Genomic DNA, 15,280 nt, shown 5'->3' with positions numbered 1-15,280 from the left:
CCACTATAAGAGGATGGCCAGTGCCCACAGCACCGCAAACAGCGATAAAAAGAATACCGAAAAATAGATGATACATTGTTGCCATGATGTCAATTGATTAAAATGGTAATTGAATTCTTTACGGAATGCCTTGAAGGGCTGCCAAAGGATTTCCTGCAACCAGAGGCTACAGAAGATGGCCGCCATGCCTACTAATAGACCAAAGAGCCATACCGATAAGATGCCGATATCGAGTACACCTGCGGTACGATCTATGAACTGCAAGATCGTTCCGATAAACAGGAACAATGCCAGCATCAGCAAGACTACAATCCCGATTTTGTGTTTTCCCGATAGCTCCCCTGCCATATCCTTGATGAGCCAGGGGGTATTTGTTTGAAGTGTTTTCATGTTCTTCGCTTTTCGTTAACTATTCTATTTTCTGCCGTCCGTACACCTAGGTATATGTTTCGCGAAAACCGTTTCCCATCACGGGTGTGCGTCAGCAAATAGAGGTGTGTGGTCTCCTCTAAAAACTCGGCCGGTAGGACAACGATCGCTTCAGCGTCTTTTCGCTGTACCTCTCCTTCCTGGAGCACAGCGCAGCGCGCAGCGACATTATACGCGCAAACAATAACGAGGTCGTCATCATAGGCATTGAAGGGGTTCAACGTCGCCGTAGACCAAGAAACGGTTGCCCTATCCCCATGGAGAGCCAGCTCCACTTCCGGTGGGTTGTCCAAATTGCCGTCACTCAGTTTCACTTTGCCGGGATCTATCTCCAATCCGGGGTACTTGTCGTTAAAGCCCGCAGTCAACAAATGTGACATTGCTCTTCCCATCGGTGTCGCGCCAGACTTCTTCACACTTCCTAGACCTTGATTTATCAACCCCGCCAACGGAGCCAAAAATTTTGAAGCGGATCGGAACCGCAGCCTGGCCAATGTCCGTCCATCTATTGGGGCGGATATTCCATTATGTACGATCATATGTTATTCTTTTTATATTATAAATCTTTGTTTAAAGGAAGAGGCAGCTTTGCACTGCCCCTTCGTCTGCCTGCTTTTATTGCAGGTCTAACTCACCCAAGTAGGAACTCCGCGACACGCGCTTAGCCTTCCGATCGGAAAAGAAAATCCAGACATGGCCTTGCCCTCCAAGGAAATGCTCCGGAATAGCGATGTCTACCTCACCGTCTGCCCTTGTAGGGCGTGTAGGTGTCGACATGAACTCATCGATCTCCGGCTGGAAAAGCACGATATACACCAGATCATCCGCATTGGAATCCATCAGGTCGTTCACGTCCGTGCTCCAGTTCACCGTCAATACACCAGCATCTACTGTCGCAGATACCGTACCTCCTCCGAGCAGGCGGCCTTCGCTGATACGCACAGCGGCATAATCGACGGAAAAATCCGGATACGTACCGGTTACGGCACGGTCCATATTTTGCTGCACGGCTACATTCATCGGCGTGGCCCGATGCGACTGGATCTGGCCGTAGCCCACGCGCACCATCGGGGTGAGCGGCATCAAGAAACGGGTCAATACCGCAAAACGCGCCTGCTGTACCAGCTGTTCCTGCGTCATCGGTTTCGTCCGTTTTTTCGGCAGCCCTTTAATGTAGTCTATGCTCTTCCAGCTGCTGCCGATAACCGATCCAGCTTTCCCGCTGAATCCTCCATTTGCTCCTCTTCTAATCGTTCCCATAATTAAAAAAAATTAAATTGTTAAACCATCTGTAACGCCTTCTCGCATACCGGTATATGGGGCTTACGGCAACAAACATACAGCACAACACAGGCACAAAACAAGAGCTAGAAGGCGGTTGACAGGGTGCTGACAGGCATTTCCCGTTGGATTGACAGGACACTGACAGGATGTGTTTCACGGTCTATTCGAATAGTATTCGCCTTCAGTTCGGACACTGTTCGGAGAGTGTTCGCCCATTTACCGTAGATTTACCGTGTAACCAACGTGTGATTACCGTGTGCCGCTCGGTAATTGCACGGTAAAATCACATAAAAAACGCAGTCAATGGGCGAATAAGGTTCGAAGAAAGGGTGAAGCAGGTATGGAAAAAGGTTAGTCCGGTAAGTTCCAGTACTCTCTTTTGAAACGCTCTAGATCCTGCTGTCTAAAATAACGCTTACCTCTGTCAATCTTCGCCACAGCAAGCTGCCCCTTGCGCTGGTGGCGAGCCAAGGTACTCTCGCTGATGCCGATAAATTCCATGGCATACTCCGCATCGCGGTATATGGTTTCCTGCTCCACTTGACTCGATAGCTGTTGTTTTAGGTCAGCGTATTCGTCTCGGAGAGCGCACAGCACGCGCCTGTTTTCTGTTTCCTGATGGGTGATCTGAAACTTTAATTCATGCAACAAACGGATAATACGAATCAGATAACGGCATATGGCCATTAAGGTTCTTCTCATAATAGGTAGATTGCATACTCAAATTTCATTCATATTTCAAACGGTCAATTACCCGCTCTACTTCATCAAAATATTTATCTCCAATCGGCACCTCACACCATTTGGTCAATATCACTTTTTTACCTTCCCTGTAACAAATTGTATCTACCCGAACAGCGTAGCATCGATGTGTCTGCACAAATTCCTGCGAAGGCACCTTGGCTAAAAACCCTAATAAAGTGCAATTATAATCAGACTTTTGGGCCTCCATGTCGAATACCGTCAGTACACCGTCCTTGATGGATACATATTGAATTTCCTTCCAATTAATTTCCTCTGGTGAATTATCTTGTACCCCTCTAAGCGTGATTACTGTCTTCGCACTTTCCTTTTCTTTCTCACGGTCGTACAGTCGCTTTATCGCCTTTTCCACAGCTTCTATTACTCTTTTTCTGGAAGCCATTTTTTTTATACAATCTGCAACGCCATGGTCAAAAGCTTCCGTGCCTGATATTTCATGACCAGAACACATAATCACGGCTGGTTCATGCTCTAAAAGACCTATAAACGTAAATCCGTCCGTTTCCGGCATATGCAGATCTAAGACAAGGATATCGACGACACCTTGGTCCACTGTAGATCTTGCCCTCATGAGGTCACTCTCGGTCTGTACCTCCAAATGCGGTAGTTTCCTTAATGTTGTTTCAATATGCCCCATGGATTCCAACTGATCGTCAACAATTAGTACAGTATATTTTTCCTTTCTCATTATGATAGGTTTATATCTTTCAACATGCTATTTCAATATCCACCCAGAAAAGATTATCTACTTCCGATTTACGAAGTATAATAGGCCATGCGCCAGCTGCTATCCGTGTCTCCATAAGCTTAAATCCCTTGCCGGTAGACTTAATTCTGTCGCGCACCACGGGGTCAAAATAGTTAGTATACCTAATGTATATCCGGTTATCCTTTCTGCTGAACTCCATCCGTAACGGCCATGCTGCGGTGTTCCTTCCGTATTTTAGTGCGTTTTCCAAGGGCATCAACAATAAGCCGTGCGGGATAACCATTTCCAAATCAGCTATTCCGTCGTCGTGGGCCCATTCGTACACAAAATTCGCATCCTTATAATACGCCATCTGTAGGAGATTTTCCACTTGGTCCCATTCTTCTTGCCAATTGGTGGTTTGTTGTTGATTATCCATACTCAATTGGTAGTTCATGAGGTCGGTCAACATAGTCAACATCTCCACGTTTTCTTTATTCTGTTTCTTTTCTCTATGGAGCGCAATGAGCACGAAATTCTCGATAAAGTGTGTGTTGAGCTGCCGAGCCTTCAAGCGATCGTGCAACGTTTTTATTTCCTCATCCTGCTTAGCTTTCTGTTTTTTTGACTCTTCGGCTTCGATTGTTTTGTTTCTATTTAAACGGAAAGCCAGCCTTATTATCACAGCAAAAAAAATAACTAGCAAAGCCGTTATCCAACGTTGCCGAAACTCTGAAATATCGTGGACATAATCCTTTTCTAACATGTATTTGTCGAAATAAACATCCATGGAGGGGAAACAAGTATATATCAAAAATTCCAGCGTAGGTTCTATAGTCAGTAAAAGAATAACTAAAGCGACTCCTGCAATTATTCTTTTCTTTCTTCCGCCCCTATAGACGTTTAGCACAACATAGTACACCCAGTTATAATATATTGCAAATAAAAGCGATGCCAGCAATATCTGATTGCTTGGTATACGGTCTTTTACGAACAATCCGTTCGCCGCGCAAAAGACTAGGACAAAAACTGGAAAAGCCCAAACATTGGAACGATATATAGTTCTGACAATTGGATTCATTAGCACGATCTAGGTGATTATGAATCTCAATATACATTATAAATGTCAACACAACAAATAAGCTATTCCCTTCTAACCGTGTAATTCAGCCGATCAAAGGTCACCATTTTGTCGTCCCACACCACTTGAACAGTTGCGGATATATCGTTAAAAATTTGATTATCAACGATTTTTCCCAACATCCCATTTTGATGTAGATATCCCCAACATTCCCACAAATGCGGTTCATTTTTTATTTTTTTTTCCAAGCTTCCATATAGTTGTTGTAAGCATCGAAGTAGATACACCTCTCGATCCTCATACGAAACTGGCAAAATGGTTTTATGAAATTGCAACTGCTCGATGTCGCCGATCCCCTGTGGCAAAAGCGAGATCACCGGCATATCAAATAGATGGCTAATAAAGGGTATCCCCTTTTTTAACCACAGTGTTCCCTCCAAGAAGCGGATTGGCAATCGCTCATCTTTTTTAACGGTTTCCGAACCGGATGCTCCATCGGCAAAACATAGCAGGTGTTGGCCGTCTGCTATACGGGATCTAATTTTAAGCAATAATGCACGGTCGTCGCTGAAGAGCAGTTCCGGCGCGTGCCCGTATGCTCCCAACTTTATCAACAGCTGGTCAAACAGTCCTTTCGCATCCAGGTAAACCACGCGATCCAAGATGACATTAAAACGGATGCCGTTTTGCGCTAGAAGCACCGGCCAGACCAAATGATCTCCCAAGTGGAATAAGGTGATAATAGCGGGGTCTCGAAACGATTCAAGAACTTGAACGTCGATCTCCCTCTTGTTTAATAGCTCGTCCAGCGGCTTTTTTCGGTGATGATCTTTCCAATTGATATAAACGGTCTCATGCTGTGGCCAGTCTAGCTTAGGCAAATAGCGGTGCAGGTTTGCACTGAACAGTGCAAACGACCAAGAATTAAACGTATACATAAGGTTGTGGTTTAAGGGTAGCTATCTACGCCCCTATGTAGTAAGCGGCATAGATAGCTTTTGATTAGGACTTCTTTAAAAGAATCATGTTATGAAAATGTATAAATAGGACATTTCTTTCCACGCTCTGGTTTTTCCTCTAAGTACGAGCTTAAATCTGACCATACCAAAACCTTACGTTGATTCGGATCTTTTCGCCAAACGACGTCTTTGTGGTGCATTGAATTTTTCATGTGTTCTAAAATTTAAAGTTTTTAATATTCTTATGTTGCATTCCGCATCTACTGCCCGCGGTAACAGTATCTATCGGCCTGCAAATCAAAGATGCAATAGGATGATTGTAAAATCCAAAAAAAACCTTGGAAACCCCGGAAAGCTGGTTTTCGGCTTTTTAACCTCGGGCTGAACACCACCGAAATACCTCAAATCGCTCTGTTCAGCCTAGCCAAAAAAAGCCGAAAACCATGAAAACGCACTATCCAGCCTTTTTTTACGAATCTGCTATTTGGTTCCCTATATTTCGGGCGTATACCTAATCGCAACGATGAGAAAAAGCTTCTTTTTAGAAACTGCAACTGTATTTGGTAAGCCTCTACGTGGCGACCAAATTGCAGGCTTAATTCCATCGTTGCCCTTTCGTGAAGGAGAAATCGTTTACAGCAGAAACAACAAGAAGAGTTGTATCGCTCAAGACTTCAAAGGACGTCTGGGCTACCTGCAGCAATTCGATCTTGTATTGGATGAAGCGGTGAGCCTTCCTATCAACGTGAAACAGTCCGATCTATATATCATCTATCTCATGCAGGCCAGTGATAGTATCCAAATTGCTAACGCTCAAAACGCATCAGTCACATCATTGAATAAACGAAGAGCGCGATACATCTATCTGCCTCGCGGGCACTACTACCTTCACGTACCGCCGGGAACCTACCAATTATTCGTATGCTATTTTGATGTGGGTATTTTTGATGCCGGTGCCGATCACGATTTTGACTTTCTTCAACCTCTGTTGGAAGCACATCGGCAAAAATCGTCTACGCCGCTGGTGAGCAGCGATTTCATGGCTGGCCCGGTTACGGTGATCTACATCCGATCACTTTGCAAGAAACTAAAAAAGGCCGATGTGGACAGCCAGATCGCTATCATTTTCCATCTGAAGGAAATGATTAAGCTGTCGAAGCGTAAAATTGACAGAGAACTGGAGGCCGTCACTGAAAACGAGGATATGGTCAAGACTGCCAAAACTTTAATTGAATTGGGGGTGGAAGAAAACGGCATGCGCTATGATCTCTCCTCATTAACAGATGTACTGCCTCTCGGAGAAGCCAATTTGACGTTGTTGTTCAAAAAGCAATTCGGTGTGACGCCTACACAATACAAAAAACGCTATCTTATCGAAAAGGCAAAATTATTATTGTTATCTGGTGAAACCGTCATGAGCGTCACGGACAGATTGGGTTTTAAGCATGAACGCAGTTTCTATCGACTTTTCAAGCGCATTACCGGAAAGAGCCCAAAAGAATAGACGTTAAGCAAAAGTTCGCTTTTCAGAAACTGTCTGTATGTTTTACGAAAACGGTCAGTCACAACGGCTATTTCTGAGGCTAACTTTGTCTTACAAGCAACCATCGAAGAACTGGATCTAGGCTATCCGGTTTGGCGGGCGGGTCAGCCAAAAGACATTTCAGACTATCGTGATCGTGATGTCCGGGCATCGTACTAAGAAGGGCAAAGCAACGATAGGACTTACCAAGGATTAATAATTAAAAAAGATTGCCTTATGGCTACATTAAAAACAAACTGGATGATCGCCAGTATAACATCGATCATATTATTATTCGGCGCTTTCCTTCTGATAAACGCCGCGGAGAACAAGAAAGATGAGGCTATCACGGTGCAAACACCGCTACGATGGTTCCAGATAACGGGTTCTCATTCGCCAGGTAGCCCCATCCCTCAGTCTGACGCTGTCTATTTAGGCACTAGCGTTAATCCTCCGGAGGACATGAACGAATGTGATGGCGAAACTAATCAGTGCATATCGGGGTTCAATCCAAGCCAGACGAATCCGAGTGGCGGTTCGTTCGTTCTGGACGGAACCCAGGCTCCAGTAACCACAAGTGCGCTAAAAGATTAGATGCGTAAACCTGTGCGTAAGAATGCGCATCATGTTGGCTAAAAACTCTGGTTAATAGCAGGGGCGGTTTCGATAACCGCCCCTGTTTTTTTAGTATCCGGTATTCTGGCTTAGAAATGGATTTCTGTTTATCTGCGTCTGCGGGATGGGGAATAGTTCTGCCGATGGCCGCCAGTTTGGTTTGACATTCGAGAGTACAGCATCTGCTACACCTGTCCTCTTTAAATCGTACCAGCGGTGCCCCCACTCACACATCAGCTCCAGCCTTCGCTGTTTTGCGATTTCATTAAGTATAAACTCCCTATCATATCCATCTGCAGTAGCGAGTAATCCCGCACGGATCCTGATCACGTTGATATCAGCTGTGGAACCTTGGATATCACCCATTTCAGCGGCGGCTTCACTTCTGATCAGATACTGCTCGGCCAGTCGCAATACAACATATCGCTCAACATTGGTCTGCCCTGCTGAAGTTCGCATTTTATATTTGTAGGGATAGGCATAGATCTGACCATTCACCGTACTATGCCCGACCCACTGCGACGCACGGAGATCATCTTCATCAAATGAATCAAGCAATGCTTCCGAGAGGACATAAGTTGGAATACGCGTTGGCGATGATGGGATAAAATTGAATCCTTCCCAGGTAGCGCGTGCCGGATTGACAGGCAGCAGATTCCATATCGTCTCGGTACTCTGGGCGGAAAACACCTCGTTTGGCGTCGGCGCCAGTGTATAGCGACCTGATTCTATTATTTCCGTAGCCTGCTCGATAGCTGCCGCGTAGTTGCCTCTATAGAGATATACTCGCGCCAATAGGGCTGTAGCGGCATCGCTGTTTGCACGGAAATTTTGATCTACCGTCAGCGGCAAAGTAGACTTGGCATAGAGCAGATCCGAGATGATCTGATCATACACCACCTCCACGGGCATCCTCGACAGCGTCCGACTGTGATCGTAATCGGTTGTGAGTACCAACGGCACAGCGCCATAGAGGTTCACCAGATTAAAATATAGAAAGGCTCTTATAACCCTTGCTTCAGCAACCAGCTCAGCCTTTTGGTCTTCTCTAATGTTGTCGCTTTGCGTTATTCCTTCAATACATGCGTTCTGATCATAGATGAACGAATACGCTGTTGACCATATCCCTCCCACTGTATTATTGATAGGCAGCAGCGCATTGGCAAAAAACTGTCCGTTCTCCTCTGTTGCACTTGCTAGATACAGTTCGTCCGCGGACAATGCCGGATAGATGGATAGCGAACCTGAGCATAGGTTCAGGCCGCCCTGCATGCGCACATATATCCCAACGATTGCCGCATTGGCGTTAGTACTATCGGAGAAAACCTTTTCTGTTGTCAGTTCATCTTTGGGTAGATCGATCTGGACAAGCTGTTTACAGGATGAGGCTATTGCTACCAAAATTATCGGTATGTACAGTATACTTAATTTTTTCATGACTGCTTCATTTATAATGTTAGATTTATACCAAGTACAAAGGTCTTTAATACAGGAACGCCGTACAGGCTCTGCGTTTCCGGGTCATTCCCCTGGTAGCCGCTGAATGTAAAAAGGTTCTGTGCCGCTGCATGTATACGAAACCTACTTAGGCCGAGACGGGCCGCCGTGGCGGAACCAAAGGTATAGGATAAATTGAGGTTACGAAGTCGTATATAGGATGCGTCGGAATATACACCGCTCGACATGACGAAGTGCTGCCCGGTACGGTATGCATCTCCATATGACGCCGTAAACCGCTGTAAGTCCTTCATATCTCCTTCTTTTTGCCACCTGTCCAATAGTGCGGCTGGAACATTGTACTGGTGTCCCGGTGTAAACGTATAGGCCTGCTGCAAAAAGTTTGTCCCTAACTGTTTCCGAAATTCAAGGAACAAATCCAGCTGTATCCCTTTGTAACGCAAGGCATTCTGCAAACCGCCATAAAATTTAGGATCGCGATTGCCGATCGGTATAAAGTCGTTAAATCGGGTGCCCGACGGGCTGACAGGAGTACTCGTCAGCTCACCTTGCGCATTCCGAAACTGGAAAAGTCCCGTTTCCGGATTGACACCGGCAAAGTCAAAGCCGTATATGGTTCCAAGCGACCGTCCAACGACATATCGAGTCGCGTACGGAGAGGTTTCCAGATCAGGGAACTTGATCAGCTCATTGCGTGGGAGGGAGATATTAAAGGACGACGTCCAGCCAAAGTGTTGATTCTGTAAGTTATTTGTCTGCAGTACAAACTCAAAACCTGCGTTCTGCACTAGGGCGTCCCAATTATCAACCACTGCACCAAACCCCGTCTGGGTAGGCAGGTAATAGCTAACGAGCTGATCTCCGGAACGATTCCTGAAATAGGCCGAACTCAACAGTATCCTATCTTGATAAACTCCGAGTTCTAATCCAGCTTCCCATTTTCGCGTAGATGCCCAACTAAGTGTTGGATTGAAATGGTTCTGCGGACTATAACCAACAACACCGTTATATGGATAAGTCGTAGGAGCCCAACGCGGAATATATTGGTAATCGCCTATCGCGTCACTTCCTGTAACGCCATAGCTTGCCCGTAGCTTACCGTACGTCAAAAAATGTAGGTTGTCGCTGATGAATTTTTCTTCTGCAAAAAGCCAACCGGCACCTATCGATCCGAAATTTCCGAATTGTCTTCCCGGTCCAAATCGACTCGACCCGTCCCGTCTGGCGGTCAGGTTGAGAATATACTTATCTTTCAACCTGTAATTAGCCCTACCAAATACGGCGGCATACCGATATTCGCTGAACCCGTCGCTTACATAGCGGTCCGACGCACCGTTTATCGATCCCAAAAGATCATCATTTGCGTAACCGATTCCGGTAATCTGCGTCTTGTCGTTCGTACTGTACTGTATCGTTCCACCGATCAGGATACTTATCGTTCCCTGACCGACCGGTTTCCTGTATTCCAATTGCGGTTCAGCGATCCACGCGCCGAAATTATTATTGCCAAAGGTCGCCTCTGCTTCGAGGCCCCGATGAGGATTCTGTGCCGATAACGGATTTCCGAAATACTCTTCACCCATCACGGTGTTATAGCCGAGACTAGCTCGAAGTTGAAGTGCTTTACTCACTTTGTAGGAGAGCTGAAGGCTGCTGTTCAGCAACGTGTTTTCCGTGGAGTACAAGTTTCTTAAATATGCTATCGGATTACCGTTTATCCCCATGCCGAGATCTATCCCGTTGTAGGACCAAACAAGATTATCATGATCGTCCAGCAAGTCCGGGAAATTGGGCTCTAGCCGATAGGCCATCAAAAGATCTGGTGAACCCGAAGAATTGTTGATGGTATAGGAGTAGTTTGCTGAAAAATCGATACCAAACCTGCTGTCTACTGATCGATGCTGCAGGTTGACAGCCAAGTTCGTACGGTTTTCTGAAAAATCGCCAGGGAAGATATACGTATTTCTGTTAAAGCCGGCTGACAGTCTAAAATTAGTATACTGGTTACCGCCGGAGATCGATGCGTTCGCGATCGTGTTCCTTGCCGTATTTCCCATAAAATAATCTTTCCAATCTGTATGCTTCGCGTCATCAAAAGCCAACAGGTCGGGTGCGTACGCGGGATCCCAAAGCGTCAGATTAGGCTCAAGACCATCGTTCGCCAGCGCTTCCCTCCGCATGGCGAGGTATTCGCGTGTATCCATCATCGGTATCGTCTTTCCGATTACGCTCACGCCAGAACTTACGTCGGCGGTGAATTCCGTTTTTCCATTTGCACCCCGCTTCGTTGTGATCAGTATAACGCCATTACCTCCTCTGGAGCCATATATGGCTGTCGCATCCGCGTCCCGTAAGACTTCGATACTTTCGATATCCGCTGGGTTGATACTGTTGAACGGACTTGAACCGCCGTATTGGTTATTGAATACCGTAGCTCCGCCCGGCGACTGGATGGACCGAAGCTGATTTATATTCCCGTTCTGCGGAGCGAACGGAACACCGTCAATTATATAAAGTGGATTATCCAGGGGCGTCGCGACACCCAACCCCTGAACACTTGAGGAAAGTGTATTCTGCCCCCTGACCTGTACATTGAACGAAGCTCCCGGCAGGCCGCTTGTCGCACTGATGACCAGACCTGGGACGCGGCCCTGAAGTGCTGCTAATGGATTGGAAACAGGTTGCTTCGCTATATCTTCGGCTTTGATCGTCGTCACCGAACCAACATTGTAACGCCGCGTAGTGGTTCCATACCCTATCACTTGTACTTCGTCTAAATTATTGCGTTCGCTGGACATATTGACCTTCAACTCTGTGTCGAATTCGGCCTGTACTTCAACTGTAGAGTAACCGATTCCGCTAAAGACGAGGATCCCACCCTCGGGTGGTACTGCTATAGCGAACCGTCCTTGTTTATCTGTGGTTGTGTTTGACTCGGTTTCCTTAAGAGTAATGGTGATACCTGCTATAGGCTCGTTTCGGTTATCAAAAACATATCCCCTTACCGTTTGGCCGATCGATACGAAAGGAAAGAATAGGAAAGTTAGTAAAAATATATTTTTCATTTTTTAGTTTTTTTTATCTGAAAGGATGACAACAGGTACCTGTCTTTTTTCTACCGAGAATTCAATATCATATCGCTGCAAAGCACTCTTTACCCTAGACATATCCGATAGGTCGGTGGGTAGCCGGAGTATGGAGCGATCTTCCATGCCAGTCTCATTTACGACAGGCATTCGCTGGAGTGCCTCTATCTGTTCAAAAAAAGCGTCGAGTGCATAGTCTTGGAAATAAGTATCCGTGCTCTCACCTTCGTTTTGGTTTGTTGACTTAGCGATATCGCGCACCTTGCCGACATTCGGATCGACCGGCCTCGCAACTAAACAATCCATCTCCATGATCGTATCTGTAATATCGTATTTGAAATATGTGCGAAGGTCGGATTGCATAAGCTCTTTCGCTTTCTCTTCAGTAGTTGCGGGGAAGCGGGCCTCATAGGTATAGAGATGCCTACTTTTCCACTTCATGAAGGGTTCCTGTCGAAATGGACTTTTGTCTTCCACATCCAGAATGAGGCGTGACGGAGAGAGAGCTTGAAGCGCTGGGTAAGCGTAGGTCAAAAGATTGATCAGGGGACTGTTTGTAAATACCAATCTGGTATATTGTCCAAAATCGTTCACATCGATTGCAAATGCACTTTTAAGCCCATTCATGAAAGGGCTCAAAGTCGATTTATAAATGGGAACGGGTGCCTGTCCGCCGTTTCCGTTGTCAAATAAAGGCTGGCGGATATCGAATGAAATCCGCGGCACACGGGAAGAATTGATCGCGCCTCCTGCCATCGCCTTTTGGATATTTTCACAAGTAAGATCTTCGGCCTTCGTCGTCGCTAGCAGACGCCCATCGCGGAGCCAGACATAATGTGGGATGCTCCGGTGAGGGAAAAGTTCTTTGAATACTGTGTCTTCCGTCACCGACAGCAGGTCTGGGAGATACCGTTTATTGCGGAAGAACTGCTTCGTACTGATGCTATTGTCCCTGGTCGACTTACTGTTCACCAACACGATCTGCATTTCCTTTTGTCCAATATCTTTTTGAAGCGTGTCTAACTTAGGAAAAGCTTTAATACAACTCGTACACCATGTTGCCCAAAAGTCCAGAATAATCAGTTTCTTATCTCGGTAGTCGTATAAAGTAATCGTATCCTTTCCGGCGGGATGATTAACAACCCGCAATGGCAGCTGCCATATATATTCGGGGATGGTATCCCCTATTTCCAATGGCTTAATCTCGGTTTGCCTTTCGGCAGCCCCGAGGTCATCTCGGGACTGCGTCCGGGCTTCTGATAGATTAAACAACATGAAACATAAAATTGGTGCCGCGAAGCTGAACAGCGTCCGGCTTCGGTTATTTCTTGATTTGAAAAGGCGAAATAGGTGCTTGAAAAAGGCCAGTCCTCTCCCACCCCTGTAAAAATTGTTCATTTTTTAAGGTTTTAAGGGTGTGGCCCAGAGGTTCTGCTTTTTTCTTTCTTCGCTATATCTCCTTTGTGGCTAAACCTAGTTTAGACCACACGCTGTTAGTAAAATATTGTCGGAAATGATACGAACGATACGGGTTTCGATATTGGTTTTATAATTCGGTTTTACGCTGTCGCATCTATGGAAAGCCATAATGGCTGTACGCGTCCACCTAATCGGGTGGAGAAATGAGATTTTTGTAAAGTTTTTTCTTTTCGGTTTTCATCGCTCGTTATCCATTAACGAGTCTTGATGGCTAGCAGTTTCTTTTGATACATGTGGGCCTGCAAGCCGTGGTTGCGAAAAAGTTTCTGAAGCCTTACGTAACACGGACTAACAGCAGACCCACATCTACCGTATGCATACAAATATACACATAACAATGAAGATGTGGGTGTTTATACTGCTGCCTTGCGTTACGGCTTCAGAAATGCAACCGCAAGACTCTCTAGTTTAAACACCAAATATGCTTATGAAATCCTTCTAAAGCATAAGCAAATATACAAAATATTTTACATAAAAAGTAAATTAATGATAATTTTTAGCGTAAATATTATACGGTCTTTGTTTTCATGAATACTAAACATGAAACCTATAACAAAGAAGTCATTAAAAGAGTCCTTTTGATAATGGAAATAGTCGATCTAACAGTAGAGGGGTTTGCAGCATTTGTAGAAAGGGAACCATCACATATATATGGAGTGTTAAATGGATCGAGGAGTTTAAGTGAATCTTTAGCAGTAAAAATTGGGAAAAAGCTAGGGTTTAGTGGTGCGAAAATCTTTAATCTAAGTTCTGAAGTACCATCAAACATTTCAAAATCAGATATTCTTATTCAGTTCAAAAAGGATAATAAAGAAAACTTAAAATATTTTCAAAGTTCAACAACAGACCGTAGTGCAAATGCTTTTATCCTTGAAATTCTATTGAAAGACGACTTTTTAAAAAAACCACAATATCTTCGAGACATTGAGATTTACAGCAAAGATACTCTTAAAAGAACATTCGTTGGTGATCAACTTTCTAAAGCACTTCGTTATGCGGTAAAAGTTGGTAAGTTAAAGAGTAAAAAGGCACCGATTAGATTAAAAGATGGCGAATTCGGTGCTAGACAAGTAGATGTCTATTATTTGTAATTCATGAATGAGATTATAAGAAGCCAATATCATGGCCATATCAGTCAACTGAGAAGGATCATCAATTCCTGGAATTTAATCCCCGGCTCTCCATCAGATGAATTTGATACATTAGCCAATAAATTATTAAGTCACTTGTACAAAGCAGCAGATCTAATGACAATTCGGAATATTATCGAAAGCGATCTGGTGACTATATACGGATTGTATACACATGAAATTAACGCGGAATCTTTTGCTAATGTGTAAAAGTTAAGACTTAATCTGACAGTTGGGCAATTTTTCTACTAGATTTTTACGGGTTTTATTGCCTCAGTTGTTTTCTCTATAAAAAAGTTGTTGGAGGGGGATTTACGTTCCCCTTCATCATTCTGTTGGGTCGGGTTATTGTTGAAGGGATGCTTCTGATAAGGTGCCGTTTCTACTTCATCCGACATCGGCAAAGATACAACGTTTTGGGAATGAGTATGTAATAATTTCTCTTTTGCAAGATAGATACTTTCTTCCCAGGTATCTTTCGGTGTTTTACCGTAGCAATATTTACCCGAGTGCGGTCTTTCAGAGTTGTAGTAGTCCAACCATACATCAAGATCCTTTTGGAGTTCCTCTATGCTTCCATAGATCTTCTTTCGGAACGCTGTGGCATAGAATTCATCCTGCATAGTCCTGTGAAAGCGTTCACAGATGCCGTTTGTCTGTGGGCTTTTAGCTTTGGTCTTAGTGTGTTCTATATCTTCAATAGCCAGATATAGCTGGAACTCATGATGTTCCCTTGCTCCGCAATATTCCGTCCCTCTATCGGTGAGTATGCGCAACAGGGGTATGC

14 protein-coding genes and 1 pseudogene are annotated in these 15,280 nt (G+C 44.8%); 4 read left to right on the top strand and 11 right to left on the bottom strand.

Annotation, left to right across the window (positions count from 1 at the left end; translation table 11 throughout):
- Positions 1-3 precede the first annotated feature (3 nt).
- The 7 genes from C5745_RS17680 to C5745_RS17650 form a co-directional block, all read right to left on the bottom strand.
- The gene (locus tag C5745_RS17680) at positions 4-390 is read right to left on the bottom strand and encodes a hypothetical protein (protein WP_105718343.1); all 387 of its coding nucleotides are present in this window, start codon (positions 388-390) and stop codon (positions 4-6) included.
- Positions 387-968 (bottom strand): DUF6266 family protein, encoded by a 582-nt coding sequence (locus C5745_RS17675; protein WP_105718342.1) that lies wholly within the window; start codon positions 966-968, stop codon positions 387-389. Before C5745_RS17675 ends, C5745_RS17680 begins: the two co-directional genes overlap by 4 nt.
- Positions 969-1,044: 76 nt before the next feature.
- Complete coding sequence (locus tag C5745_RS17670) at positions 1,045-1,689, bottom strand: DUF6266 family protein (RefSeq protein WP_105718341.1); 645 nt, start codon at positions 1,687-1,689, stop codon at positions 1,045-1,047.
- A gap of 375 nt (positions 1,690-2,064) precedes the next feature.
- Complete coding sequence (locus C5745_RS17665) at positions 2,065-2,415, bottom strand: helix-turn-helix domain-containing protein (RefSeq protein WP_105718340.1); 351 nt, start codon at positions 2,413-2,415, stop codon at positions 2,065-2,067.
- A 25-nt stretch (positions 2,416-2,440) separates the two neighbouring features.
- Positions 2,441-3,163 carry a LytR/AlgR family response regulator transcription factor gene (locus C5745_RS17660; RefSeq protein ID WP_105718339.1) on the bottom strand — a complete coding sequence of 241 codons (723 nt, stop codon included), beginning with the start codon at positions 3,161-3,163 and terminating at the stop codon, positions 2,441-2,443.
- Positions 3,164-3,182: 19 nt separating this feature from the next.
- Positions 3,183-4,244 (bottom strand): LytS family sensor histidine kinase, encoded by a 1,062-nt coding sequence (locus C5745_RS17655; protein ID WP_105718338.1) that lies wholly within the window; start codon positions 4,242-4,244, stop codon positions 3,183-3,185.
- A 62-nt stretch (positions 4,245-4,306) separates the two neighbouring features.
- The gene (locus C5745_RS17650) at positions 4,307-5,182 is read right to left on the bottom strand and encodes a hypothetical protein (RefSeq protein WP_105718337.1); all 876 of its coding nucleotides are present in this window, start codon (positions 5,180-5,182) and stop codon (positions 4,307-4,309) included.
- Positions 5,183-5,726: 544 nt separating this feature from the next.
- Here C5745_RS17650 and C5745_RS17645 point away from each other — a divergent pair.
- Both C5745_RS17645 and C5745_RS17640 read left to right on the top strand, forming a co-directional pair.
- Positions 5,727-6,707 (top strand): helix-turn-helix domain-containing protein, encoded by a 981-nt coding sequence (locus C5745_RS17645; protein WP_105718336.1) that lies wholly within the window; start codon positions 5,727-5,729, stop codon positions 6,705-6,707.
- 255 nt (positions 6,708-6,962) lie between these two features.
- The gene (locus C5745_RS17640) at positions 6,963-7,319 is read left to right on the top strand and encodes a hypothetical protein (RefSeq protein ID WP_105718335.1); all 357 of its coding nucleotides are present in this window, start codon (positions 6,963-6,965) and stop codon (positions 7,317-7,319) included.
- Positions 7,320-7,409: 90 nt separating this feature from the next.
- Here C5745_RS17640 and C5745_RS17635 read toward each other — a convergent pair whose 3' ends face one another.
- The 3 genes from C5745_RS17635 to C5745_RS17625 are packed head-to-tail and all read right to left on the bottom strand — an operon-like array spanning position 7,410 to position 13,282.
- Positions 7,410-8,777 carry a RagB/SusD family nutrient uptake outer membrane protein gene (locus C5745_RS17635; protein ID WP_105718334.1) on the bottom strand — a complete coding sequence of 456 codons (1,368 nt, stop codon included), beginning with the start codon at positions 8,775-8,777 and terminating at the stop codon, positions 7,410-7,412.
- Between the two features lie 11 nt (positions 8,778-8,788).
- On the bottom strand, positions 8,789-11,863 hold the full coding sequence (locus C5745_RS17630) for a SusC/RagA family TonB-linked outer membrane protein (protein WP_105718333.1): 3,075 nt from the start codon (positions 11,861-11,863) through the stop codon (positions 8,789-8,791).
- A 3-nt stretch (positions 11,864-11,866) separates the two neighbouring features.
- Positions 11,867-13,282 carry a TlpA family protein disulfide reductase gene (locus C5745_RS17625; protein ID WP_105718332.1) on the bottom strand — a complete coding sequence of 472 codons (1,416 nt, stop codon included), beginning with the start codon at positions 13,280-13,282 and terminating at the stop codon, positions 11,867-11,869.
- A 608-nt stretch (positions 13,283-13,890) separates the two neighbouring features.
- On the opposite strand from C5745_RS17625, the gene C5745_RS17620 reads away from it, so the two are divergent.
- Together C5745_RS17620 and C5745_RS17615 are read left to right on the top strand one after the other, a co-directional pair.
- Positions 13,891-14,454: a hypothetical protein gene (locus C5745_RS17620; RefSeq protein ID WP_105718331.1), complete on the top strand. Its 564-nt coding sequence runs from the start codon at positions 13,891-13,893 to the stop codon at positions 14,452-14,454.
- 3 nt (positions 14,455-14,457) lie between these two features.
- A complete protein-coding gene (locus tag C5745_RS17615) occupies positions 14,458-14,703 on the top strand; it encodes a hypothetical protein (protein ID WP_105718330.1) in 246 nt (81 codons plus the stop codon).
- Between the two features lie 227 nt (positions 14,704-14,930).
- Here C5745_RS17615 and C5745_RS17610 read toward each other — a convergent pair.
- Positions 14,931-15,280 (bottom strand): annotated as a pseudogene (locus C5745_RS17610) (integrase core domain-containing protein); the annotation flags it as partial.

Source organism: Sphingobacterium haloxyli, assembly GCF_002980525.1.
Taxonomy (GTDB): domain Bacteria; phylum Bacteroidota; class Bacteroidia; order Sphingobacteriales; family Sphingobacteriaceae; genus Sphingobacterium; species Sphingobacterium haloxyli.
Note: the sequence above shows the minus strand (reverse complement) of the source record. Positions and strands in the feature narration are given on the sequence as shown.

Bases quoted from the DNA above. Each gene is read 5' to 3' on its own strand.
- C5745_RS17670 (WP_105718341.1), bottom strand. From the start codon at position 1,689: ATGGGAACGATTAGAAGAGGAGCAAATGGAGGATTCAGCGGGAAAGCT.
- C5745_RS17645 (WP_105718336.1), top strand. From the start codon at position 5,727: ATGAGAAAAAGCTTCTTTTTAGAAACTGCAACTGTATTTGGTAAGCCT.
- C5745_RS17620 (WP_105718331.1), top strand. From the start codon at position 13,891: ATGAATACTAAACATGAAACCTATAACAAAGAAGTCATTAAAAGAGTC.
- C5745_RS17650 (WP_105718337.1), bottom strand. From the start codon at position 5,182: ATGTATACGTTTAATTCTTGGTCGTTTGCACTGTTCAGTGCAAACCTG.
- C5745_RS17640 (WP_105718335.1), top strand. From the start codon at position 6,963: ATGGCTACATTAAAAACAAACTGGATGATCGCCAGTATAACATCGATC.
- C5745_RS17625 (WP_105718332.1), bottom strand. From the start codon at position 13,282: ATGAACAATTTTTACAGGGGTGGGAGAGGACTGGCCTTTTTCAAGCAC.
- C5745_RS17675 (WP_105718342.1), bottom strand. From the start codon at position 968: ATGATCGTACATAATGGAATATCCGCCCCAATAGATGGACGGACATTG.
- C5745_RS17630 (WP_105718333.1), bottom strand. From the start codon at position 11,863: ATGAAAAATATATTTTTACTAACTTTCCTATTCTTTCCTTTCGTATCG.
- C5745_RS17615 (WP_105718330.1), top strand. From the start codon at position 14,458: ATGAATGAGATTATAAGAAGCCAATATCATGGCCATATCAGTCAACTG.
- C5745_RS17660 (WP_105718339.1), bottom strand. From the start codon at position 3,163: ATGAGAAAGGAAAAATATACTGTACTAATTGTTGACGATCAGTTGGAA.
- C5745_RS17655 (WP_105718338.1), bottom strand. From the start codon at position 4,244: ATGAATCCAATTGTCAGAACTATATATCGTTCCAATGTTTGGGCTTTT.
- C5745_RS17680 (WP_105718343.1), bottom strand. From the start codon at position 390: ATGAAAACACTTCAAACAAATACCCCCTGGCTCATCAAGGATATGGCA.
- C5745_RS17665 (WP_105718340.1), bottom strand. From the start codon at position 2,415: ATGAGAAGAACCTTAATGGCCATATGCCGTTATCTGATTCGTATTATC.
- C5745_RS17635 (WP_105718334.1), bottom strand. From the start codon at position 8,777: ATGAAAAAATTAAGTATACTGTACATACCGATAATTTTGGTAGCAATA.